The sequence below is a fragment of the Bacillus cereus group sp. Bce019 genome (genome assembly GCF_051781745.1).
GTDB classification, from domain to species: domain Bacteria; phylum Bacillota; class Bacilli; order Bacillales; family Bacillaceae_G; genus Bacillus_A; species Bacillus_A cereus.
The window spans coordinates 109,086-131,233 of sequence record NZ_JBPWJX010000017.1; the positions used below are offsets into that span (position 1 = coordinate 109,086).

A 22,148-nucleotide genomic window follows, 5' to 3' on the forward strand; every position below is an offset into this window, starting at 1 on the left:
TTGCTGCTTTTCTTCTAAAGTACAAAAAATGAGAACTTAGGAGCGGATATTTTGATTCAAGAAGCCTTACGTGTATATCGATTACAATTGTATGTGATCTTTAGTGGTTTACTACTTATGTGGACGATTACTCCGTTTGGAAAACAAGTGACAGGGTTCGGTATTGGATTAGCAGTAAGCGCCTATTGTCTTTGGTTATTAGCTCGCAGAGTGGAGAAGCTCGGAAAAAGTATCGTAATGAAGAAAAAGGCTCCTGGATTAGGAGTTTTAAACCGATTTGCAGCTGCTATTTTAGGAGCTATCATCATGTATGAAATTGAGCATGAAATGGAAATGTGGGCATTCGGTACAGGTATTTTAGGTGGTCACTTTTTAATGATTGCAAATTTAGCTTATACAAATATGCAGTTAGTGAAAGAAGAAGAGAAGCAAAGAGAACATGCTTCGAAAAATATAGAGCTATGATGAAAGGGACCTAATCAGGTTCCTTTTTTAGTTTAGCGATATGATACAAGTAATCAAATTAACGACAAATATAATACGCTTCTTTTTTGCGTTTTTCAATAGTATGAAAAATAATAAAAAAAAAATTAAAAACCCATCGATTTCTAAAGGTTATGTATGTTATTATGACAAAAGACTTTTTGAAAGAGGTGGATACCAATGTTACAAGCGCTACTTATTTTTGTGCTTCAAATTATTTACGTTCCAATTTTAACAATCCGTACGATTTTGCTTGTAAAGAATCAAACAAGATCCGCTGCTGGTGTTGGATTGTTAGAAGGAGCTATTTACATTGTCAGTTTAGGTATTGTGTTTCAAGATTTATCAAATTGGATGAACATCGTTGCCTATGTCATTGGCTTTAGTGCGGGACTGTTATTAGGCGGTTATATAGAGAATAAATTAGCAATTGGTTATATTACGTATCAAGTTAGTTTACTAGACCGTTGTAATGAATTAGTAGATGAGTTACGTCACTCTGGATTTGGCGTTACAGTATTTGAAGGCGAAGGTATTAATTCTATACGTTATCGCTTAGATATCGTCGCAAAGCGTTCTAGAGAGAAAGAGCTTTTAGAAATCATTAATGAAATTGCACCGAAAGCGTTTATGTCTTCGTATGAAATTCGCTCGTTTAAGGGTGGATATTTAACGAAGGCGATGAAGAAAAGAGCGTTAATGAAGAAGAAAGATGAACATGCATCGTAAAAAAGAGGAGTAGTGCTGCATTAAAAGTGCAGTATAAGTCCAAATGTAAAAGGGAGGAATCTATTTTGATGTAGATTCCTCTCTTTTTTATTGTTAATTGAAAAACTAAATCGTATAATTATTTTTTCTACTCATCCTCAAATTAATGATTAGCCATATAACTTGAAAAAATACCGGTATGATAAACGCGATTAATATAACGATAAGTGATATGGATTTAATTTCAGGTGTTTGAATAACACCAGCACCATCAACCTCTCGTAACCAAATAATAGCGGCCCATATTCCAAAAACGATAATCCAAAATAGGTTACCAATCCACCAAGAAATCCATCGTTTTTTCATGTTAGCACCCCTTACATTTATCTACTGTTAAAAGTATATTTTCGTTCGTTACATTTATAATGAAACAACTTTAAAATTAGTTTTTAACTGTATATCTAACTTGTTTGAAGGTTACTATTTCTCCATCATCATTATCATCTTTCGTTTGCAAAAGTTGAACTTTTGGTTTGTAGTCTGTCCGATGAGCGTGTTCGATATCTTTAATGTTAAGCTTGTAGGATTCACCATTCTTTAGCTTTTGTTCTAACACTTTTTTATTAGCAACATAAATAAAAGTTACTTTATTTTCATCAATGCCTTTAGTTTTAATTTCTAATTCATTATCTTTTGCTGTGATCGTTGGTGTTAATAATTCCATACTGCCTTTCCCGCTTTCTAAAGAATTCTCTGCTATAGTTGAACATCCTGATAATATGATTCCAGTGAATAGAAGAACAAGTAATTTCTTTTTCATAACATCCCCTCCATTCTATGTGATTTTTGATTTTGGTATTGCTAGATTACTAGTGTGGAGCGTAAATGTTTAGTTAGTACCCCCCTTAATTGTACCATAATATGTAAATTAAAACAGGGTGTATATCCAATTTAAGGGAGATTGAAGAATTTACTGATTGTTGTAAATTCTTGTGTTTTAGCTTCTATTTCAATCGAAATGTAGACGAGAGAAAGAAATTTTTTTATAGAAATTATAATTTTTACATTTTACAATAATGATAGGGAATAGATGAATTCATTCACTTCGGAGGTAGTTATTTGAACATTAATGAGAAGGCAATTGAAATGTTTGAACAAAATAAATATGAGGAAGCAATGGAACTATTTCAACAAGCAGTACATAAATCTAGAGATGTACAATCTCTCAATAATCTGGCTTGGATGTACTTTTATGAGGAAGAGAATGATGAGAAAGCTCTTGAATTAATAAGAGAAGTTGTTAAGTTGAATCCTTCTTCATACTTTCCCTATAACATCTTAGGGGAAATTTATATAAAACAAAAAAAGTGGGAAGAAGCGGAGGAAGTATTACAAAAATCTATTTCGATTCAACCATCGGATGAAGCATATCATAATGTAGCTGTAGCTCATTATAAACTTGGAGAGCTGGAAAAAGCTTCGGAATTTTTTTTACGAGTTGCAGGGGATTCGGACTATATCATGTATAGCTATGTAAAATGTTTAATTGATTTAGAACGAACGACAGAAGCAAAAGAGAAGTTAGATACTTTTAACAGGGAAGCTGATAATTTTTTAGGGGAAATTAATGTAGCAGATTTATATGTTGAGTTGAATTGCTATAAAGAAGCAATTGAATGGTTCGAAAAGGGATACAAAGAATGCTGGAAAAGTCCTAATTGGATTGGTAGATTTGTGTATGCTCTATATAAAACGAATAATTTCTCCCGTATAAATGAAGTTATACGGGAATCTATCGAAGCGAAAACAGCAGAAATAGAAGATGTTCAGAATGAAGAAGTAGAAGAAAACTGGACAGAAAATGATAAGAAAGAGTTAATTGAGGAATATACAGAAGAGAATAATTGTTATAAAACAATGGTAGAACGTATCAAATCTGGATACGTTCCAGGATTAGAGTTTGAAACTGATTATATAGGGGCTTGCTATTTATTTGGTTGTAAAAGACATAATCACCTTGAATATGAAAAATAAAAAGATTCGACTGTCAAAGATGATGGTCGAATCTTTTTATTATAGGTCGCTTGTCTAAAAGTACCTTCTCAATTGTAATGTGTTACAGATGTTTCGTTTCATTACACAGGTATATATCCTCTTTAGAGTCCCCTTGTTTAATATTTAAAATATGAAGAGAAATAAAACCAATAAGTCCTATTCCGCCGAAAATAAGCCATGGTGTAAACATTCTGTTTAAGTTGGATGTAAACGATGTCCCGGTATAGTTACCGATGATAAAACCAAATGCGAGTGATAGTTGATAAAATCCGAAATAAGTAGCTGTATATGATTCATTACTGTAATTCGCAATAGCGATATCAGCGTTTGGTAATACGAGCGTTTCACCAATTGTAAATAAAATTACACAAATAAATAGCCAATATGGTTGTTGAAATAAAGGGATGAGTAAAAAGGAAGTTCCCATTAATAAAACACCGTATTTAATAATCGAAAGTGTGTTGTATTTGTGAAATAGTTTGCGAAATAAAACCATGAATATGACGCCTGTTATTGCATTTATCGTAATAACTAATGTAGCAAGCTGATTGCTACTACTAATGTTTTTCATATGAAGTGGAAGTGCGACAGTAAGCTGAGTAAACATAATATAGAAGAAGATCATGATAAATGAAAACAAAAGGAAAGGTTTGTTTTGTAAAATAGCCTGTATTCCTAATGTAATAGATGTATTTTCAGAAGTGACTTGGAATTGATTTTTAAGTAAGTAAAAGATGAAAGCAAATAATAGCATAAGGGATCCTGTTAGAGAGAAAGCATAGATTGGATCGAGTAAGAGTAAGACACCTCCTGCAATTGGTCCGATTATTGCACCGCAATTAAAACTAAGGTTTAAATATGTAAATAAATTTTTTCTTATATGGGCTGGTTGTGAGCCGAAAATGGCGCGGGCAGCAGGTTCGTAAAATGCAGTTCCAAAGCCAATAAGTGCAGAAGAAATAGAAATTGTATAGAAATCAGAGCATATTCCTAAAGCGATAAATCCGATTCCTCTTAAAAATAATCCGACTATCATCATAATGATATAGCCTATTTTATCAGCAATTAATCCTGAGAATAAAGGGATAACTCGTGATGTAATTGTCATAACCGTCAACACTGTTCCTACTTGAACAGCTGAAAAATGGAGAAAGTTTAATAGATAAATAGCTAAAAATGCGTACACTGCAAAATACCCAAAAGACATAAAAAATGAAGAAATAAGCATGAAACGTATCGGTGTTGAGAAACTTTTCACAGAAACCCTCCTAATTATGTAACCAATAAAATAATTTGATGGTTAACGATTTTATACTATAATTATACATAAAGTCAGAAAAAAGTAAATTTTAAGAAGAAGGTGGAAGGAATTGAACCAGAACGCACCAGGTGAATTAGAGTATATTCGAGAATTTTTAAATACATGGAGAATACCAAATGATACGAGAGAAGCAATTGATTTGCTACAAACAGAAGATAATATAAAGCAATTTATGAATAAATATTTTCATGAAGAGTTTCCGTTTCATACGATAGAGGAATTAAGAGATTTTCGAGAAGATATTCGGATGACAATTGAAGGCGAAGGATCATTGCAAAAATGGTTAGAGAAATACCCATTTCATGTACATATAAAGGATGATATGAAAGGTATTACATATGAACCAGTATATGAAGAGAATGTGTATACAAAAGTGTTAAGCATTGTGTTAATGTCAATTCAAGAAAATGTGTGGGGAAGGTTAAAAGCATGTCCAGATTGTCGCTGGGTATTTTATGATCATTCGCGAAATGGAAGTAAAAGATGGTGCGGTATGTATGCTGGAGAAGAAGGAGGAAGAGCATGCGGTACGATTGCGAAAGTGAAAAACTACCGGGCGAAGAGAAAAGGGCGATCTGGTTATGATATGTAATTAATATTAGAGAAAGAAAAATGGATGGGGGAATGTAGAATATGAAAGGTACGCAAATGTTAGCTATAAATAAAAATTGTTGGGATACAGTTGCCCCTTATTTCTTTCAAGTGGATTGTTTACCTAAATATGGTCCGTATACAGCGTCTGAAGATGAGATTCATTTATCCGATTCAATTAGAAAGAAAAAGGTTCTTGATATTGGGTGTGGAAGTGGACATTCGTTGCAGTCTATGGCGGAACAGGCGGCAGAGGAATTATGGGGGCTTGATCTTTCGAGTGCACAAATTGAAATAGCGAATAAGACGTTAAAGGGTTGGAATCCAAAGTTAGTATGCGGAGCAATGGAAGAAGAAGGAGATATTCCGAAAGGATATTTTGATATTGTATATTCCAGTTATGCATTAGGTTGGACTTCGGATTTAAGAAAAACGTTGGAACTGATTTATTCATATGTAAAGCCAGGAGGAAGTTTTATTTGAGTTGGGAGCACCCAGTATATTCAAACTTACAGTATGGTACAGAAGAAGTTGCTATAAAGTCTTCTTATCATGAGGAAACGCCCATTACGTTTGAAACATTTAAAGGAGAAAATGTACAAGCGACATTATATAAGAGAAAAATAAGTACATACATAAATGAGTTAAATAGAGCGGGATTTAAAATTGAGAGAATAGAAGAGCCTGAACCATCAAGCTCGTTTGGTGGAGAACTAGCTGAGCCGTCTACGAAGTATTATTCTTTATATAAAGCTAGAATGGTGCCGACTACTTTTATTATTAAAGCTAGAAAGTAAACTGTTTTTATAAAAGAAGCCTATCATTTCAAACAAATGATAGGCTTCTTTATTTTAATAAAATTGAGGTTAAATGTGTACTTTTGTTATAAAAACGCATTTCATATAAAAAGTGTAATTATTTTTGGGGAGGGGGGTTGTTGTGCGTCATCATAGAAATTACAAAAAATTCGGAGTGGCACTGCCTCTTCCGCTTATAGGAGCAACTGGTCCGACAGGTAATAGTGGTCCAATCGGTCCAACTGGAGGGCATGAAGGTCCTGTTGGTCCTACAGGGGTGGCTGGACCGACGGGAGCGATTGGGCCCCAAGGTCCTCAAGGTATCAGCGGGATACAAGGTCCCCGAGGGACAACAGGAGCACAAGGAATACAAGGAGCTATTGGTGATACAGGAGAGCAAGGTATAACTGGCCCAACTGGTCTCCAAGGTGCTCAAGGATTAATCGGAAACCAAGGTTTAATTGGTGATGTTGGAGTACAAGGATTAGAAGGAATACAAGGAGCTACGGGTCCTGCTGGTAGTCAAGGAATACAAGGTACACAAGGAATACAAGGGGAAATAGGTGAGCGAGGACAAACAGGGGCACAAGGAATGCAAGGAGAGAGAGGCGTAACTGGAGTCTCGGGTGTAACTGGTTCACAAGGTCCTCAAGGTGTTCAAGGAATACAAGGAGAGCGAGGGGCTACTGGTATACAAGGAGAAGACGGCTTCCAAGGGATACAAGGAATTACTGGAGAGGAAGGCCTGCAAGGAGCACAAGGAATACAAGGTGAAGTGGGTCCAACTGGTTCTACTGGAATGCAAGGTGCCCAAGGTATAAGTGGAATAAAGGGGATAACAGGTGCGATAGGTTTACAAGGACCACAAGGTGTGCAAGGAATACAAGGTATAACGGGAGCAACAGGCTTTCAAGGGGTAAAGGGAATAAGAGGTATAACAGGAGCGACGGGTAGCATTGGTATTCAAGGCTCAGAAGGACCACCGGGCGGTCCGACGGGAACAACCGGTCCAATTGGCCCTTCTAGTGGGGTGACTGGACCAGCTGGTCCACCTGGTCCACCAGGAGGTCCAACAGGTCCAACGGGTGCGACTGGTTCAACAGGTGTAAGGGGAGGGACAGGACCAATTGGAGCGCAAGGAGTGCAAGGTATAACCGGTCCAACAGGTCCTCAAGGTTTAAGGGGAGCACAAGGTTCCCAAGGTGTAGTTGGAGCAGTTGGAGTACAAGGGGCACAAGGTCCTCAAGGTAACCAAGGTATAACCGGTCCAACGGGTGTAGAAGGTTCTCAAGGAATACAAGGTCCGCTGGGAGTAACTGGTCTAACTGGTGCAGAAGGTCCTAAAGGTATTCAAGGTATTCAAGGTGTAATAGGTCCAACGGGTGCACAAGGAATTGTGGGAATACAAGGCGTAGCTGGTCCAGCTGGTGTTACAGGAGCGGAAGGAGCTCAAGGTGCACAAGGAATCCGAGGAGTAACTGGTCCTGCTGGAGCACAAGGTATACAAGGAGTTCAAGGGATACAAGGAGAAACAGGAGCAGCTGGAATACAAGGTCCTCAAGGGGTTCAAGGGATACAAGGGACTACCGGATTGACAGGCACACAAGGTGCACAAGGTCCTCAAGGAGTGCAAGGAATAATAGGTCCGACTGGAGCTATTGGTTTGCAAGGTCCTCAAGGATTACAAGGAATAAAGGGTCCAACAGGAGCGCAAGGAGTGCAAGGATTACAAGGAGTGCAAGGAATTATCGGTCCAACAGGTGCACAAGGAATTAGAGGTCCCAAAGGAAATACAGGGGAAGTCGGTATAACAGGCCCTCAAGGAGTCCAAGGGGCACAAGGTATTCAAGGGGCACAAGGCCCACAAGGAAATGTTGGAATTACTGGTGAAGCTGGTGAAACTGGAGCGACAGGAGCAACCGGGGCAACTGGCCCACAAGGTGTGCAAGGAGTGCAAGGAATTACGGGAATACAAGGAATAACGGGAACGACAGGCAATACAGGCGCAACGGGTCCGCAAGGAATACAAGGTATACAAGGAGTTCAAGGTTTGCAAGGCCCAATTGGAGCAAGTGGAGTGACAGGTGCTAGTGGTAGTATAGGTCCAGTTGGAGCACAAGGTAGTCAGGGACAAAACGGAGCGGTTGGACCTACAGGCGCAACTGGTAGTGTAGGAGCAATAGGCTTCTCGGGAATAGTAGGAGTGACTGGAGCGACTGGTTTACCTAGTGGGGGCGGTTATTTCTTTTCCACTGCAACGAGTGCAATTGCAGCGAATGCGCTAATACCAATCAATTCTGGTTCTACAATTTTTGGATCAGGAATTAGTTTAACAAGTGCAACAACTGTAACGTTGAGTACGCCGGGAATATATTTAGTAAGTTATTATTTTCAAGGTGATCCAACTAGTGGGAATGAAACAATTTCAGTAAGGCTGACGTTAAACGGAACACAAGTCGCAGGGAGTTTTATTTTTTATGTTACAGCAGGTTTTGTATTGGAACCAGCGATTTCTAATACGATGATAATTCAAGTTACTTCTTCAAATTCCACCTTGTCATTACAAAATGGTCCATTAGCTATCGGGCATGTAACGACATTATCTGGTGTGATAACAGCTAGTTTAAATATATTAAAAATAGTTTGATACGTTAGTTATAACGGGGGAGATGCTTGTGAAGAATCAAGATAAGTGTAGTAAGTTTCAAGCACCTATTCCTTTTCCACCGCCAGGTATTACGGGGCCCACTGGACCAACCGGTCCAACCGGTGCTTTAGGTGGACCAACTGGCCCTCAAGGAATACAAGGCGTACAAGGTCCAATCGGTCCAACCGGCCCTCAAGGAATACAAGGAGTGCAAGGGGTACAAGGAGAAAATGGTCCGACCGGTCCAACTGGTTTAACTGGACCACAAGGTTCTCAAGGTAATCAAGGGCCTATGGGAGAACGAGGTCCACAGGGAATACAAGGTGTTCAAGGAATACAAGGCGAAAGAGGTCCGACTGGTCCAACTGGTATTCAAGGGATACAAGGAATTCCTGGTCCAATCGGTCCAACAGGTCCAACAGGAATACAAGGCATACAAGGAATGCAAGGAGAAATCGGTCCAACCGGCCCAACAGGAATACAAGGAATACAAGGAGTGCAAGGGGAAATTGGTCCGACTGGACCAACTGGAAATACTGGTATACAAGGTGTGCAAGGGAATTTAGGAGGTAGTGGTTTACAAGGTGTAACCGGAATACAAGGAATACAGGGTCCGATTGGTCCAACAGGGCCAACTGGTTCTCAAGGAATTCAAGGGGAGCAAGGACCAATGGGTCCACAAGGGATAACTGGTGTTCAAGGTTTACAAGGTCCCCAGGGAGAAATGGGGCAGGTAGGTCCAACAGGAATACAAGGAATACAAGGAGTGCAAGGTGTAATGGGTCCGACTGGTCCAACCGGTTTACAAGGTGATCCAGGTCCAACCGGCCCAACAGGAGCCACTGGGATAACTGGTCCGACAGGTTCTGCAACTGGCCCGACTGGAGCAACTGGTCCAACTGGTCCACCAGGAGGTCCAACTGGTCCAACCGGCCCAGCAGGGTCACCAGGAGGTCCAACCGGTCCGACGGGAGCAACCGGGGCAACAGGGGCGTCCGGAGCAACAGGAGCGACTGGGATTCAAGGAGTGCAAGGAATACAGGGTCCAACAGGAGCAACCGGTTTAACAGGTTTGCAAGGAGTGCAGGGACCAATGGGGGCAACAGGTCCAACGGGTGATCAAGGTATTCAAGGTCCACAAGGGATACAAGGAGTAACCGGCCCGACAGGTCCCCAAGGTCTACAAGGAATCCAAGGCCCAATCGGCCCAACCGGTCCGACTGGGCCACAAGGAGTGCAAGGGGCACAGGGGCCAATCGGTCCAACCGGCCCTCAAGGGATACAAGGCATACAAGGTGAGCAAGGAGTAAGGGGAGCGACAGGTCCAACTGGTTTACAGGGGCTACAAGGAATCCAAGGTCCTCAAGGCCCAACCGGACCTCAAGGAGTGCAAGGCGTACAAGGTCCGAGTGGTATAACAGGTGCAACGGGTCCTCAAGGAATACAAGGTATTCAAGGACCACAAGGAAGTATAGGCCCAACCGGTCCTCAAGGAATACAAGGGGTGCAAGGTCCACAGGGCCCGACTGGTACAACAGGTGCAACTGGCCCACAAGGAATTCAAGGTATACAAGGGATACAAGGTCCAACCGGCCCACAGGGTATTCAAGGGATACAAGGAATCCAAGGTCCGATTGGTCCAACCGGCCCGACTGGACCTCAAGGAATCCAAGGGGTAACCGGCTCGACAGGTCCAACGGGGCAGGTGGGAGCAACAGGTCCAACTGGAGAAACGGGTCCCCAAGGTCCTCAAGGAATTCAAGGACCACAAGGAGAAACGGGTCCAACGGGAGCAACAGGCGAGGCGGGAGTAACCGGTCCCCAAGGTCTACAAGGAATCCAAGGTCCCCAAGGGATAACAGGGCAGGCGGGAGCAACCGGCCCGACGGGAGAAACGGGTCCCCAAGGTCTACAAGGAATTCAAGGTCCCCAAGGGATAACAGGGCAGGCGGGAGCAACCGGCCCGACGGGAGTGACTGGTGCAACTGGACCGACCGGAATACAAGGCATACAAGGAATAACTGGAGCAACAGGGGGAACGGGAGTAACAGGCCCAACAGGTGCCACGGGTCCTACTGGCTTGACAGGGGCAACAGGATCATCTGCTATATCGACAGGTGGCGGATATTTCTTTTCTACATCAACAAGTACAATTGCGGCAAATGCCACTATCCCAATTAATTCTGGATCCACTGTATATGGAACTGGTGTATCGTTAACTAGTGCTACGACAGTCACAGTAGCGACGCCAGGAATATATTTAGTAAGCTACTATTTCCAAGGGGACGCGACTGGTGGGAATGAGACAGTATCTGTGAGATTGCTATTAAATGGAACGCAACTAACAGGGAGTTTTATACAAAACGTAACGACATCAACTGTAGTAATCGAACCAGCCATTTCAAATACACTTCTTGTGAATGTAACGAGTGCTAATTCAACGTTAGTATTACAAAATGGTCCATTAGGTGTAGGGCATGTAACGACCATAGCAGGTGCAATTACGGCAAGTTTAAATGTAGTGAGAATATTATAAGAAAAATAAAAAACACAAGGAATGTCTTTTTAGACACACCTTGTGTTTTTAATGTTAAATGAACCGTTTCTTTATCTTTTCGGTTGAAAAATATGCTGAAAGAAGTATTTGTGATGTAAGTTATCTACAACTTTATTTGCTTGATATGTGCGTTGTTTTTCAATCCGGAGTCTTTGCTCCATCATTTTAATTGCGTGATCAGATAAACGTAACATAATACATTCTCCTTTTCTATAAATATAGGTGACTATTTGATATCGATCCCATATTTATAATTAAGGAGGCAAAATGTGTAACATAGGCAAAAAGCACCTTCCTCTCCCATTACGCTTACGAGGTTAGCTGTCGGACTCGGGAAGTGAGAGTTTCCCTACTTAAAAAAGATTCGCCCCAAGTAGCATAGCTACAAAAATGGTTCCCCCGCTCCAAAATTTGGACTCAGCAAAAGGTTTTATAAAGTAAAAGATAACATAAAGGAGCGAACGAGTCAAATTATTTTGTGTATTCTGTCTTTTTTAATTGCGTAAGAATCATACCGTCAGGAAGTATTGTATCTGATACTGTAATGAATCCGTGTTTTTTATATAAAGTAATAGCAGGGGTATTCGCTTTCCCTGTTTGTACAATGTATGTCATTGAAGAGGGAAACATGTTAAATATATAAATTAGGAGTTTCGTTGCGATTCCTTTTTGAAAAAAATCGGGCGATACAACTAACCTGTGGATATCGATTAGTTTTTCTTCTTGTACAAAAGAAATAAAACCGACAAGTTTATTTTCAGAAAAATATCCATAGAATGTTTCAACGCAATTTTGAATATCGTTTACAGTATCATATAAACGAGGTATGGCAGTACTATTCAAGTAGTCTGCTTCAACTTTATAAGCTGGAATTTGAACCTGTAAAATGGAGGTTGCTACTTCAAAAGAAGTGGAATTTAACTTAAGAATCATAGATAATGAAGCCTCCTTTAAATATGGTATATGAATATAATTGCTTTATGGGTTAGTTTGACAATATTTTTCTTTTTTGCATATAATATATGTATCTCCATATGTAAAATAGTAGTAAATATATTTCTATAGTGAAATATGATTAGCAATGATAAATACATATGTTTGTATTGAATCATACAAACTATAATAGAAATGGAGGACTAAAAATGGGATGGATTATCACATTAATAGTTGGTGCTATTATAGGTGCAATTGCTAGTTCTATAACCGGTAAAAATTTCCCAGGTGGTATGTTCGGAAATATTATCGCAGGTCTATTAGGTGCTTCGTTAGGTGGTAGATTATTTGGATCCTTTGGGCCATCATTTGGTGGGATTCATGTCGTGCCGGCATTATTAGGTGCAATCGTGTTAATTCTTATTGTATCATTTGTAGTGAAAGCTGCAAAGAAATAGAGATATAGATTATGATGAAGAGCCCTGAATAAGGGCTTTTCATCATTCGAAGAGGTGGTTTCATTGGAGAAAATAAATATAAGAAAAAGAGATAAGTTAAGAAAGTTTTTTAGAGAACAAAATTATTTGGCGGTATTACTTGGATTTGCGTTATTGTTCATTAATATTTTATTGCTAACAAAAATATCATTTGTTTTTACACCGTTTATCGTATTTTTAAAAACAATTTTCTTCCCAGTACTATTAGCAGGCGTGCTATTTTATATTTTGCATCCATTCGTTTCGCTTTTAGAAAAGAAAGGTGTTTCAAGAATCGTATCGATAGCTTCCATATATTTAATCGTACTAGGATTATTTGTATTTTTAGTTGTAACGGTTATCCCTATTATTAAAGATCAAATTGATGCATTAATTGATAACTTACCGTATTTTGGCCATGAGATTGAACAAGCAGCACGTAGATTCGGGGAAAGTAATTTACTCGGTAAAATTCAGGAGAATTTAAATATTAATGTTGCGAATATGGTAAAAGAATACACAGTTGATTTTACAAAGTCATTATCATCAGTAACTGGGAATGTAACTGGATTTTTGAGTACTGTTACAGAGGTTGTTTTGACATTTGTAATGGTTCCATTTATATTGTTCTATCTTTTAAAAGATGGTGAGCAATTGCCGAATCACTTTTTAAAGTTTATTTCAGAGCAAAGACAACCAGCAGCAATGAGAATACTAGATGATATGCATTATGCGATTAGCTCGTATATTAGAGGACAAATTATCGTGAGCTTGTTTATCGGTATTATGCTATTAATTGGTTATCTTATTATTGGTATTAAATATGCGGTATTACTTGCGATTTTAGCGATGATTGTAAATATCGTTCCGTACGTAGGACCAATTATCGCGATTACACCAGCGTTAATTATCGCATTTATCGACTCGCCAGCAATGGTGTTAAAAGTAATTATCGTTATGATGGTTGTACAATTAGCAGAAGGTAAATTTATTTCTCCGCAAGTCATGGGTAAAAAGTTAGATATTCACCCGATTACTATCATTTTTATCATTTTAACTGCCGGAAACTTATTCGGGATTATGGGCATTATTTTAGCCATTCCAGGATATGCGATATTAAAAGTATTAGTTACGCACGGTTATAGATTTGTTAAGTTGAATACGTGAAAAAAAGCGCTAAAACAGTGGGAACTGTTTTAGCGCTTTTTTATTAACAATTCATTTGCATATTGGCGCGCCCATTGATCCGCTTCTAATATAGCATCTAGTGAAGGATCTTTTACGTTATGATGAGCTTCAACTGTTTTGTAAATTGTTTTTTCAATATCGAAAAAGGCAATTTCATTTTTTAAGAATAGCGCATTCGCAATTTCATTTGCTGCATTTAATACAGCGGGAGTAGTACCACCGATTTTGCCACATTCATATGCGTATTGTAGACAAGGGAACTTCTCTAAATCTGGTTTTTCAAAATGTAAACTACCGATTTCTAATAAATTTAATTTTTCATAGGAAGAAGGTAGCCGAGTAGGATAGTGAAACGCATATTGAATCGGCATTCTCATATCAGGAGCACCGAGCTGTGCCATAACTGATCCATCAATAAATTCTACTAAAGAATGAATGATACTTTCTTTATGAATCATTACATTAATTTTTTCATATGGAATATCAAATAGCCATCTCGCTTCCATTACTTCGAACCCTTTATTCATTAATGTGGCAGAATCAATCGTTAGTTTTGCGCCCATTAACCAGTTTGGGTGCTTTAAAGCATCTTTTGCTTGTAATGTTTGCATTTCATCACGTGTTTTATCACGGAAAGCACCACCGGAAGCTGTTACAATTAACTTCTCAATCTCTTTATTATTTTCTCCGTTTAAACATTGGAAAATAGCTGAATGCTCACTATCTACTGGAATTAAGCGACATCCGTTTTGTTTCGCTAGTTCAGTTACGATATGTCCAGCTGCAACCAAAGTTTCTTTATTAGCAATAGCGATATCTTTCTTCGCTTTTAATGCTTCAATTGTTGGAAGTAATCCTGAAACACCTACAACAGAGCTTAATACAAGATTTGAATCAGGGTGAGTAGCTACTGCAATTAAGCCATCAGTCCCGTGTGTGATTTTTGTATTTGCTGAAATACGCGTACGAAGCTTGTCTGCTAAGTCTTTTGTCGCAACGCTTACAATACGAGGTTGAAACGTTTTGATTTGTTGCTCAAGAAGATCGATATTATAATTTGTGGTTAAACCGACGATTTTAAAATGTTCAGGATGAGCTGAAACGACATCTAATGCAGATGTGCCGATGGATCCTGTTGAACCTAAAATTGATATATATTTTACCATGAAAAAACCTCCAAAGTTGTTTCGAATATTTCAACAAACCTATATAACATTAGACAATTGAAGTGGAAATTCCTGCTATATAAAATAGAAAATTAGGGTTTGTTTAGAAGTGAAATGTGATAAACTGTAAAAAATAACGAAAAAGCAATGAAAGAGAAGAGTACATATTCGAAACTTTTCAGAGAGCTGATATGTGGTGGAAATCAGTAAGGGATGAATATGGAATGGACTCTGGAGCTTCTAACTGAAATGAGTAGGTAAAGACGGTTACTTCACGTTATTGAAGTATGAAGTGAGCTAATGATAGCTAATTAAGGTGGTACCGCGGGAGTCTCTCGTCCTTTTTTAAGGATGAGGGGCTCTTTTTATTTTGCGAAAGGAGGAGTTAGTGTGAGTGAAAAAATAATGTTAACAGGAATTAAGCCGACAGGTTATCCGCATTTAGGGAATTATATTGGTGCGATTAAACCTGCATTACAAATGTCAAAGAATAATGAAGGAAAAGCATTGTACTTTATAGCTGATTATCATGCATTAAATGCTGTGCATGATTCAGAAAAGTTCAGCAGTTATACGAAAGAGGTAGCAGCTACTTGGTTATCACTTGGACTTGGTGAAGATGTTGTTTTTTATCGGCAAACAGAAGTACCGGAAATTCTAGAATTAGCTTGGATTTTAGCTTGCCTAACTCCGAAAGGTCTTATGAACCGTGCTCATGCGTATAAAGCGAAGGTGGAGCAAAATAAAGAAGCAGGGTTAGAGGTCGATGCAGGAGTGAATATGGGGTTATATACGTACCCGATCTTAATGGCAGCCGACATATTACTATTTCAAGCTACACATGTACCTGTCGGAAAAGACCAAATTCAGCATATTGAAATTGCGCGTGATATTGCGACGTATTTTAATCATACATTTGGCACGACATTTACACTACCGGAGTATGTCATACAAGAAGAAGGAGCTATTTTACCTGGTCTTGATGGAAGGAAGATGAGTAAAAGTTACGGAAATGTAATCCCATTATTTGCAGAGCAAGAAAAACTACGAAAATTAATATTCAAAATCAAAACAGATTCTTCACTTCCAAATGAACCGAAAGAACTAGAAACCTTATTTACAATTTATAAAGAATTTGCGACAGAAGACGAAGTACAGTCATTACGTGAAAAATATGAGACTGGAATCGGATGGGGCGATGTGAAAAAAGCGTTGTTTCGCGTTGTAGATCGAGAGTTAGCTGGACCTCGTGAAAAGTACGCAATGTATATGAATGAGCCGGATTTATTATATGAAGCATTAGAAAACGGTGCTGAGAAGGCACGCGCTATTGCGAAGATAAATTTAGCAGAAATTAAAAAACGGATTGGATTTGAGAGGGAACGTTAAGCGTTCCCTTATTTTTTTAGATAATCTGTAATAATCTTCTCGATAACAGGAGGAAGATTATTAGGTAATTCATCAAGTGAAAAGAAGCGTAGTTCTTTTGATTCACTTTGATCGCATACAAGTTCACCATAAAATTCTCGGCAAATATAAACAACGAGTACACCGTGTACTTGATCGCCGTTTGGATAGATTTGAAAGTAATCTGGTCCAGAGTATGTACGGAATAGTTCTGGATTTTTAATAATAAGTCCAGTTTCTTCAAACACTTCTCGCTTTAAAGCGTCTTCTAATGTTTCGTTATATTCTAAGGCACCGCCAATAATGCCCCAGCGGTTAAAATCTGTACGGAGTTGCAGCAATACTTCACCTTTTTCATTTACTATAATGGCGTGTGATCCTATTAGAATAAGTGGATGATTTCCTACTAGATTTCTCATATCTTCAATATAACCCATGTCATTGCTCCTTGTATTTAATAATAGTTAGGAAGTTCTTTTAACATTCTTTCTGTTTTACGTGCTGTAAAGGCTAAGTTATGGTCATCTTTCGTTCTGAAAAATAATGTGCGTAAAAAGGTTTTAATATTAGCACATAAAATACAATACTCATTAAGCGAAAGGCGTTTTCTAATTTGAGGAAGCCTTTTTATTTTTTTATGAATAATAGAAATTAAATCGTTCTGAGGAAAATCATGATACAGCATTGCTAGTAATGGAGTAACGATGCGCTCATCTTCGTTATTATGAAAAAGATCAGATGGAATAAAGATTTTATTTAATAAACAATGAATTAACTCCTCGTACCATTCAAAAGTTGTATACGTATTATGAACAATTTCAGTAAAGGCATCAGATACGTGAGCAAGACAATGAGCCCATCCTTTATTTTCAATATAGCCCCGAAAATCCGTTTCTAAGTTTGTGTATGTAATGAGTTTATTTTTTATTTCTTCAATATCCTCCTCTGTACAAAAGTAGTGCGAATTAGCGAATTGGAGTATTAACGCAATTAACGAAACAGTGTAAGAACGTGTGAAAACCCCATCTGTATGTGGGGAGTAAATGTCACAATATAAATACTCATCACTTAAACAAGTTTGCAGAAGTAATTTCAGCTGATCGTCCATAAGGAATTCATGATGAATGAAATGCGCAAAACATTTATATATAAGTTGGTAACGAACGTAGCTATCAGTCGTTCCGATATACTGAAGCATGTTCAAAGTTAACTCATTTACGTCTATATGTTGCAGTTGCGTATAGTCATTTTGTTGTATAAGCTCTAACTGTTGTTGCAATGCTGTAATATCCAATGGAGAACCTCCTCCGCACTTTAAAGATGCGATCTTTTCTAGTATTCTATATATTCAAGGACAATCCTGCTCATGCAAGGAGAACGATTAGAAATTCGAGTATGATATAGATGAGGGAAGAATATGACGACGATAGAACAGTTAGAAAAACATTTTAAAATAAGAAGAAGTGCTTCTTCTATTATGATAAAAGAAAATAATGCAGAGGTTTTTACAGAAGAGCAATTAGAAGAGATGGTGCAATATTACGTTGCTGAAGCTGAAAAAGATGGATTAGAAAAACTACATTTTGAAATCTCTTCAAAAAGTCCAAATTATGATGTGTATAAAAAATGTTTTGAAACGTATTCATTTGAATATGTTACTGAAAACATGATTGTATTTAAAGATATATACGAAGTAGAAGATGTAGAAAGTGAAATTGATTTTAAGCTTATTGAAGAAGTTGGAGAAGAGGCTTTTTATTCACTGTGGAATGAAGCGACGGGAGAACCAGTCGCTCATGATCAATTTGTGCACATGATGCTACAAGAAATTGGTGAGCAATGGAAAGAACATTGCTTAACAGCGAGTGTCGATGAAAAGCCGATAGGAATTGTAATCCCGCATATTGAAAGAGGTACGTTAGAAGAAGGAAAACTTATGTACTTCGCAGTTACTCCAAATGTGCGTAATAAGGGATATGAAGCCGCATTATTTGCAGGTGCGATGTTTGTCTTAAAGGAAATAGGTGCATCTTATTATATTGGTGAGACAAATATGCAAAATGAGTGGATGAAGGATGTTTTTGAAAAGAATGGATGTCAGTTGTTTAGTTCAACTGAGAGATATGTGAGAAAGTTTTAGGAGGATGAATGATGTATACTCTCGAACTCGTATAGCGGGAGGGGACTATATATGTTAAAGCAATCCATGCATTCATTCGTGTTATTGTATCCAAATGTATTGTTAGAAGGCTGGAATGTTGAAAAAGTTTCAGAACGTTATGAAGGTGAAAAGTGGGGAACTTTTTGGTTTCAGGTTGTTACTCCAACTGGGATGTTTCGAGTAAAGGAATTTTTTCTCGATATAATGGAACCAGTATTTCCGGATAGCTGTATTTCTCAAGCAAAAGGAGATTGTTTTCAATATAAAGGGCTTGTGTATTGGAAAGGTGTAAATTATAAAGGAAAAGAAAGTTACGTTACATCTATATGGAAAACACAAGTTGAAATTTCTGTTGATCATGGATATGTAAACCAAGACGAAATGGAACGATTTCTATTTGAATTACAACCAGTAAATATGGAGCTTGGGAAAACGATATTACATACATCATTTCACTTATTAAGCTTTCAAGCGAAGAGAAGTGAAATGGGTGAGATAGGAAGATGTAGAGAGTGGAATGCTCCAGATGACGTATCCTATGTAAATTTGTTAATTCATGAAAAACTAAATTGGAAACTTGAATCGGTCGGTTTCGGAAATGACGAAACGCAGTATGTATATTGGGACGAAGTTAATAAACTATATGCACTTTGGGTTTGTAGACATAAAAACAAAGCGTATTATCCTATTTCTTCATGGACAATGAACTATGGTCCAAAACAAATTATAAACGGGTTAGAGTTTTATTCGCACCCTAATCGCGGAACAGTTGTATACGAAGATTTAGGTAATGAACAAATCGCATACGTATTTCGCGGTAATCCATGTACAAATTTTGAACAAGTAAAAGAACTTTTCGCCTGTTTGTAAGATAAAAAGAAAAATGAGAACGACAAAATGGATATTCCCATAATACAATAGGGTAAGATTCGATTATAAGAGAAAGCGTTGGTGAAAGAATGGAGCAGCAAAGACATTGGCTACAAGCAACTGTAGAAAGAAATGAAGACAATACGTTACAAATAAAGTGGGAAAATAATATAGAAGAAGTTCGCATTTATTGGAGTACTTCACCAGATCATATTGAAGAAAATGGAGAGTTACTTGCAACTGTAAATGGAGGATTATCATATACAATTGAAAACCCGAGTGAAAATGAACGTCCATATTTTAGACTAGTAGGAAGTAATGGACAAGCAGTGACAGTAGCTGAGCGTAGATTGCCATTACAAGGTGCGTTTAACTTCCGTGATATGGGTGGATATGAAACGACAGATGGACGTAAAGTGAAATGGGGCAAATTATACCGTTCTGAAGAATTAGCAGGACTAACAGAGTGGGATATCGTCTATTTACAAAAGTCTGGTTTAAAGTTAATTTGTGACTATCGTACAGACTTTGAGGTAAAGCATAAGCCAAATCCTGAGATTACAGGTGCTCGTCAAGTGTGCTTACCAGTTATGCAAGACTTAGCGAAAGACTTAAATATAAATGAGTTTTTCCAAGTTGGTGACCTTTCTATGTTAGGAAAACCAGGTGAGTATCTTGTGAAAATGAATCAAGATTTCGTAAGTGGTAACGAGGCGTTCGTAAGCTTCTTAAACTTAGCGCAAAACCCGGAAAACTTACCGTTAGTAAACCATTGTACAGCTGGGAAAGACCGTACTGGATTTGGATCAGCATTATTATTACTTTTACTAGGTGTACCAGAGAAAACAGTAATGGAAGATTATTTACTAAGTAACGGTTTCCGTGAAAAGTTAAACGAGAAAATGATGGCCTTTTTAGGTGCAAAACTACAAAACGATGAGAGTAGAGAGATATTAGGTGCGATGTTTGAAGCACGTGCTGAATACTTGCAAGCTGCGATTGGTGAAATTCAAAAGCAATACAGATCAGTTGAAGCATACGCTGAAAGGGCCCTTGGCTTTACGAAAGAGTCGTTAGGGGAAATGAAAGAGTTATTACTAGAAGACTAATAAGTAAAAGGAGGCTGAGCGGATTAGCCTCCTTTTACTTATAGCGTAGTTGAAAATAGAAGATAATGGTGTATTCAATAAAGAGCAGGTTAAGCGCCTCATAATGAAATATATAAACTTATATTACTATCGTGTTATTATGTTAAGTGACGGTAAAGTCGTGTGATTTATAGTGATTTCTATAATGAACTATAGGGAAAAAGCAAGAAAATGTCTATGTATTTGATGGAGGGTTATCATAATAGAAAGGAAATTAGGAGATGGGGAAATCAATAAAAAGTGAATTAATAGGATTGTTTACCTTTAATGAGACATGTAAAGCATATCAGCAAAAAAATGGGGAAATACATTGGCAATTGGATATTAGAAATGAATATGTAGATGTTAATGAGATGATTAAAAGGGCAGAGAAGCTTTTTTTATGTATAGAAGAATTTGATAAAAAGGCTAAAGTAGCCATAGCAGAAAAATTGATAAATTACAAAAATGATTTTTGGCCTGAGTATGATGAGAATGATGAACATTTAAATTGGGATGCTGTAGATGCAGGAGAATATGATATAACGAAAGAAAAATTTGCAAAAGCAATTACGCTCTATGAAATTGAAATTAGAGAAAATGATATATACTGTGAATATCATGATGGAGATTTATTTGGTGGACACATGATACATGCTTATTTTAATAATGATTATAAGTTATTAAACGCAGAGGTGTAGTTTTAGTTATATAAAAATTGAATTAAAGTGTGCTTTAGTTAAAAGAATTAAATAAATTTTAAACAATGAGAACGAAGCTTTTAAAATAGGAATTGAGGAGAACATCATGAAATACAAAGTTATATTATTCGACGTAGATGATACATTATTAGATTTCCCTGAAACGGAAAGACACGCATTACATAATGCGTTTGTACAGTTTGATATGCCTACAGGGTATAATGATTATCTTGCAAGCTATAAAGAGATTAGTAATGGATTATGGAGAGATTTAGAAAATAAAATGATTACGCTAAGTGAATTAGCAGTAGATCGATTTAGACAATTATTTGCACTTCATAATATAGACGTAGATGCACAGCAATTTAGTGATGTATATCTTGAAAACTTAGGGAAAGAAGTACATCTTATAGAAGGCGCAGTACAATTATGTGAAAATCTACAAGATTGCAAGTTAGGTATTATTACGAATGGATATACGAAGGTGCAACAATCAAGAATCGGAAATTCGCCTTTATGTAATTTCTTTGATCACATTATTATTTCTGAAGAAGTTGGTCATCAAAAACCAGCACGTGAGATTTTTGATTATGCGTTTGAGAAGTTTGGGATTACTGATAAATCAAGCGTACTAATGGTTGGAGATTCGTTAACTTCTGATATGAAAGGCGGAGAAGATTACGGCATTGATACGTGTTGGTATAATCCGAGTTTGAAAGAAAACGGGACAGATGTTAACCCGACTTATGAAGTGGAGAGTCTGCTACAAATTTTAGAAATTGTAGAAGTGGCGGAAGAAAAGGTAGCTTCATTTTAATCATGCTGATATTTGTCGAAAAATCGATATATTGAAAAAATCGTTGATATATTGTAAGTTGTGATAGATATATTGAAAAAATCGTTGATATATTGTAAGTTGTGATAGATATATTGAAAAAATCGTTGATATATTGTAAGTTG

The 22,148-nt window shown here is 37.6% G+C and carries 22 protein-coding genes, 1 pseudogene, 1 riboswitch and 1 other annotated feature; of the genes and pseudogenes, 15 read left to right on the forward strand and 8 right to left on the reverse strand.

Going from position 1 to position 22,148, the window contains the following annotated elements; genetic code table 11:
* Positions 1-51 precede the first annotated feature (51 nt).
* On the forward strand, positions 52-465 hold the full coding sequence (locus ACS2QP_RS20685; protein WP_438882791.1) for an ATP synthase subunit I: 414 nt from the start codon (positions 52-54) through the stop codon (positions 463-465).
* Positions 466-663: 198 nt separating this feature from the next.
* Complete coding sequence (locus tag ACS2QP_RS20690; RefSeq protein ID WP_000938438.1) at positions 664-1,212, forward strand: DUF2179 domain-containing protein; 549 nt, start codon at positions 664-666, stop codon at positions 1,210-1,212.
* A gap of 105 nt (positions 1,213-1,317) precedes the next feature.
* Here the strand turns inward: ACS2QP_RS20690 and ACS2QP_RS20695 are convergent, their stop codons facing one another.
* Both ACS2QP_RS20695 and ACS2QP_RS20700 read right to left on the reverse strand, forming a co-directional pair.
* Complete coding sequence (locus tag ACS2QP_RS20695) at positions 1,318-1,557, reverse strand: DUF3923 family protein (RefSeq protein WP_000747695.1); 240 nt, start codon at positions 1,555-1,557, stop codon at positions 1,318-1,320.
* A gap of 76 nt (positions 1,558-1,633) precedes the next feature.
* Positions 1,634-2,011, reverse strand: coding sequence for a hypothetical protein (locus ACS2QP_RS20700; RefSeq protein WP_000728047.1), 378 nt, complete (start codon positions 2,009-2,011; stop codon positions 1,634-1,636).
* A gap of 299 nt (positions 2,012-2,310) precedes the next feature.
* On the opposite strand from ACS2QP_RS20700, the gene ACS2QP_RS20705 reads away from it, so the two are divergent.
* A complete protein-coding gene (locus ACS2QP_RS20705; protein ID WP_098584006.1) occupies positions 2,311-3,225 on the forward strand; it encodes a tetratricopeptide repeat protein in 915 nt (304 codons plus the stop codon).
* Positions 3,226-3,307: 82 nt separating this feature from the next.
* On the opposite strand, the gene ACS2QP_RS20710 is transcribed toward ACS2QP_RS20705, so the two are convergent.
* Complete coding sequence (locus ACS2QP_RS20710) at positions 3,308-4,504, reverse strand: MDR family MFS transporter (protein ID WP_017673877.1); 1,197 nt, start codon at positions 4,502-4,504, stop codon at positions 3,308-3,310.
* A gap of 112 nt (positions 4,505-4,616) precedes the next feature.
* On the opposite strand from ACS2QP_RS20710, the gene ACS2QP_RS20715 reads away from it, so the two are divergent.
* The 4 genes and pseudogenes from ACS2QP_RS20715 to ACS2QP_RS20730 all read left to right on the forward strand — a co-directional run bounded on the left by ACS2QP_RS20715 (position 4,617) and on the right by ACS2QP_RS20730 (position 11,138).
* Positions 4,617-5,159 (forward strand): CGNR zinc finger domain-containing protein, encoded by a 543-nt coding sequence (locus ACS2QP_RS20715; protein ID WP_017673878.1) that lies wholly within the window; start codon positions 4,617-4,619, stop codon positions 5,157-5,159.
* 41 nt (positions 5,160-5,200) lie between these two features.
* Positions 5,201-5,955: pseudogene (locus ACS2QP_RS20720) on the forward strand (class I SAM-dependent methyltransferase).
* Between the two features lie 142 nt (positions 5,956-6,097).
* Positions 6,098-8,602 (forward strand): collagen-like protein, encoded by a 2,505-nt coding sequence (locus tag ACS2QP_RS20725; RefSeq protein WP_438882792.1) that lies wholly within the window; start codon positions 6,098-6,100, stop codon positions 8,600-8,602.
* Between the two features lie 22 nt (positions 8,603-8,624).
* Positions 8,625-11,138, forward strand: coding sequence for a BC_3345 family exosporium-associated protein (locus tag ACS2QP_RS20730; RefSeq protein ID WP_080446994.1), 2,514 nt, complete (start codon positions 8,625-8,627; stop codon positions 11,136-11,138).
* A 71-nt stretch (positions 11,139-11,209) separates the two neighbouring features.
* Here ACS2QP_RS20730 and ACS2QP_RS20735 read toward each other — a convergent pair whose 3' ends face one another.
* Both ACS2QP_RS20735 and ACS2QP_RS20740 read right to left on the reverse strand, forming a co-directional pair.
* Positions 11,210-11,353: a hypothetical protein gene (locus ACS2QP_RS20735; RefSeq protein WP_000945243.1), complete on the reverse strand. Its 144-nt coding sequence runs from the start codon at positions 11,351-11,353 to the stop codon at positions 11,210-11,212.
* A 96-nt stretch (positions 11,354-11,449) separates the two neighbouring features.
* Positions 11,450-11,592: riboswitch (cyclic di-AMP (ydaO/yuaA leader) on the reverse strand.
* Positions 11,593-11,630: 38 nt separating this feature from the next.
* Entirely contained in the window at positions 11,631-12,092 is a 462-nt protein-coding gene (locus ACS2QP_RS20740) for a GNAT family N-acetyltransferase (protein ID WP_000601229.1), read from the reverse strand.
* A gap of 209 nt (positions 12,093-12,301) precedes the next feature.
* On the opposite strand from ACS2QP_RS20740, the gene ACS2QP_RS20745 reads away from it, so the two are divergent.
* Together ACS2QP_RS20745 and ACS2QP_RS20750 are read left to right on the forward strand one after the other, a co-directional pair.
* Positions 12,302-12,550 carry a GlsB/YeaQ/YmgE family stress response membrane protein gene (locus tag ACS2QP_RS20745; protein ID WP_000539732.1) on the forward strand — a complete coding sequence of 83 codons (249 nt, stop codon included), beginning with the start codon at positions 12,302-12,304 and terminating at the stop codon, positions 12,548-12,550.
* Positions 12,551-12,613: 63 nt separating this feature from the next.
* Positions 12,614-13,735 carry an AI-2E family transporter gene (locus ACS2QP_RS20750; protein ID WP_000411484.1) on the forward strand — a complete coding sequence of 374 codons (1,122 nt, stop codon included), beginning with the start codon at positions 12,614-12,616 and terminating at the stop codon, positions 13,733-13,735.
* 29 nt (positions 13,736-13,764) lie between these two features.
* Here the strand turns inward: ACS2QP_RS20750 and ACS2QP_RS20755 are convergent, their stop codons facing one another.
* Positions 13,765-14,922, reverse strand: a complete 1,158-nt coding sequence (locus tag ACS2QP_RS20755) for a 1-deoxy-D-xylulose-5-phosphate reductoisomerase (RefSeq protein WP_000241817.1) — start codon at positions 14,920-14,922, stop codon at positions 13,765-13,767.
* 138 nt (positions 14,923-15,060) lie between these two features.
* Positions 15,061-15,268 (forward strand) — a binding site (T-box leader).
* Positions 15,269-15,312: 44 nt separating this feature from the next.
* On the opposite strand from ACS2QP_RS20755, the gene ACS2QP_RS20760 reads away from it, so the two are divergent.
* Positions 15,313-16,311: a tryptophan--tRNA ligase gene (locus ACS2QP_RS20760; RefSeq protein ID WP_017673881.1), complete on the forward strand. Its 999-nt coding sequence runs from the start codon at positions 15,313-15,315 to the stop codon at positions 16,309-16,311.
* Between the two features lie 8 nt (positions 16,312-16,319).
* Here ACS2QP_RS20760 and ACS2QP_RS20765 read toward each other — a convergent pair whose 3' ends face one another.
* On the reverse strand, positions 16,320-16,766 hold the full coding sequence (locus ACS2QP_RS20765; protein WP_017673882.1) for an NUDIX hydrolase: 447 nt from the start codon (positions 16,764-16,766) through the stop codon (positions 16,320-16,322).
* 17 nt (positions 16,767-16,783) lie between these two features.
* Positions 16,784-17,623: a DUF2785 domain-containing protein gene (locus ACS2QP_RS20770; RefSeq protein WP_000355451.1), complete on the reverse strand. Its 840-nt coding sequence runs from the start codon at positions 17,621-17,623 to the stop codon at positions 16,784-16,786.
* A 123-nt stretch (positions 17,624-17,746) separates the two neighbouring features.
* On the opposite strand from ACS2QP_RS20770, the gene ACS2QP_RS20775 reads away from it, so the two are divergent.
* The 5 genes from ACS2QP_RS20775 (at position 17,747) to ACS2QP_RS20795 (ending at position 22,005) form a co-directional block, all read left to right on the forward strand.
* Positions 17,747-18,469, forward strand: coding sequence for a GNAT family N-acetyltransferase (locus ACS2QP_RS20775; protein ID WP_000207418.1), 723 nt, complete (start codon positions 17,747-17,749; stop codon positions 18,467-18,469).
* Positions 18,470-18,520: 51 nt separating this feature from the next.
* A complete protein-coding gene (locus ACS2QP_RS20780; RefSeq protein WP_002198007.1) occupies positions 18,521-19,360 on the forward strand; it encodes a hypothetical protein in 840 nt (279 codons plus the stop codon).
* Positions 19,361-19,449: 89 nt separating this feature from the next.
* Positions 19,450-20,469, forward strand: a complete 1,020-nt coding sequence (locus tag ACS2QP_RS20785; RefSeq protein WP_326234659.1) for a tyrosine-protein phosphatase — start codon at positions 19,450-19,452, stop codon at positions 20,467-20,469.
* 260 nt (positions 20,470-20,729) lie between these two features.
* Positions 20,730-21,188 (forward strand): DUF2262 domain-containing protein, encoded by a 459-nt coding sequence (locus tag ACS2QP_RS20790; RefSeq protein ID WP_000520299.1) that lies wholly within the window; start codon positions 20,730-20,732, stop codon positions 21,186-21,188.
* Between the two features lie 106 nt (positions 21,189-21,294).
* On the forward strand, positions 21,295-22,005 hold the full coding sequence (locus tag ACS2QP_RS20795) for a YjjG family noncanonical pyrimidine nucleotidase (RefSeq protein ID WP_000875906.1): 711 nt from the start codon (positions 21,295-21,297) through the stop codon (positions 22,003-22,005).
* The last annotated feature ends 143 nt before the right edge of the window (positions 22,006-22,148 follow it).

What these genes read in the sequence shown, in the direction of transcription:
- ACS2QP_RS20730 (WP_080446994.1), top strand. Translation starts at nt 8,625, where the DNA reads ATGCTTGTGAAGAATCAAGATAAGTGTAGTAAGTTTCAAGCACCTATT.
- ACS2QP_RS20735 (WP_000945243.1), bottom strand. Translation starts at nt 11,353, where the DNA reads ATGTTACGTTTATCTGATCACGCAATTAAAATGATGGAGCAAAGACTC.
- ACS2QP_RS20700 (WP_000728047.1), bottom strand. Translation starts at nt 2,011, where the DNA reads ATGAAAAAGAAATTACTTGTTCTTCTATTCACTGGAATCATATTATCA.
- ACS2QP_RS20765 (WP_017673882.1), bottom strand. Translation starts at nt 16,766, where the DNA reads ATGGGTTATATTGAAGATATGAGAAATCTAGTAGGAAATCATCCACTT.
- ACS2QP_RS20790 (WP_000520299.1), top strand. Translation starts at nt 20,730, where the DNA reads ATGGGGAAATCAATAAAAAGTGAATTAATAGGATTGTTTACCTTTAAT.
- ACS2QP_RS20775 (WP_000207418.1), top strand. Translation starts at nt 17,747, where the DNA reads ATGACGACGATAGAACAGTTAGAAAAACATTTTAAAATAAGAAGAAGT.
- ACS2QP_RS20740 (WP_000601229.1), bottom strand. Translation starts at nt 12,092, where the DNA reads ATGATTCTTAAGTTAAATTCCACTTCTTTTGAAGTAGCAACCTCCATT.
- ACS2QP_RS20780 (WP_002198007.1), top strand. Translation starts at nt 18,521, where the DNA reads ATGTTAAAGCAATCCATGCATTCATTCGTGTTATTGTATCCAAATGTA.
- ACS2QP_RS20785 (WP_326234659.1), top strand. Translation starts at nt 19,450, where the DNA reads ATGGAGCAGCAAAGACATTGGCTACAAGCAACTGTAGAAAGAAATGAA.
- ACS2QP_RS20795 (WP_000875906.1), top strand. Translation starts at nt 21,295, where the DNA reads ATGAAATACAAAGTTATATTATTCGACGTAGATGATACATTATTAGAT.
- ACS2QP_RS20690 (WP_000938438.1), top strand. Translation starts at nt 664, where the DNA reads ATGTTACAAGCGCTACTTATTTTTGTGCTTCAAATTATTTACGTTCCA.
- ACS2QP_RS20695 (WP_000747695.1), bottom strand. Translation starts at nt 1,557, where the DNA reads ATGAAAAAACGATGGATTTCTTGGTGGATTGGTAACCTATTTTGGATT.
- ACS2QP_RS20745 (WP_000539732.1), top strand. Translation starts at nt 12,302, where the DNA reads ATGGGATGGATTATCACATTAATAGTTGGTGCTATTATAGGTGCAATT.
- ACS2QP_RS20755 (WP_000241817.1), bottom strand. Translation starts at nt 14,922, where the DNA reads ATGGTAAAATATATATCAATTTTAGGTTCAACAGGATCCATCGGCACA.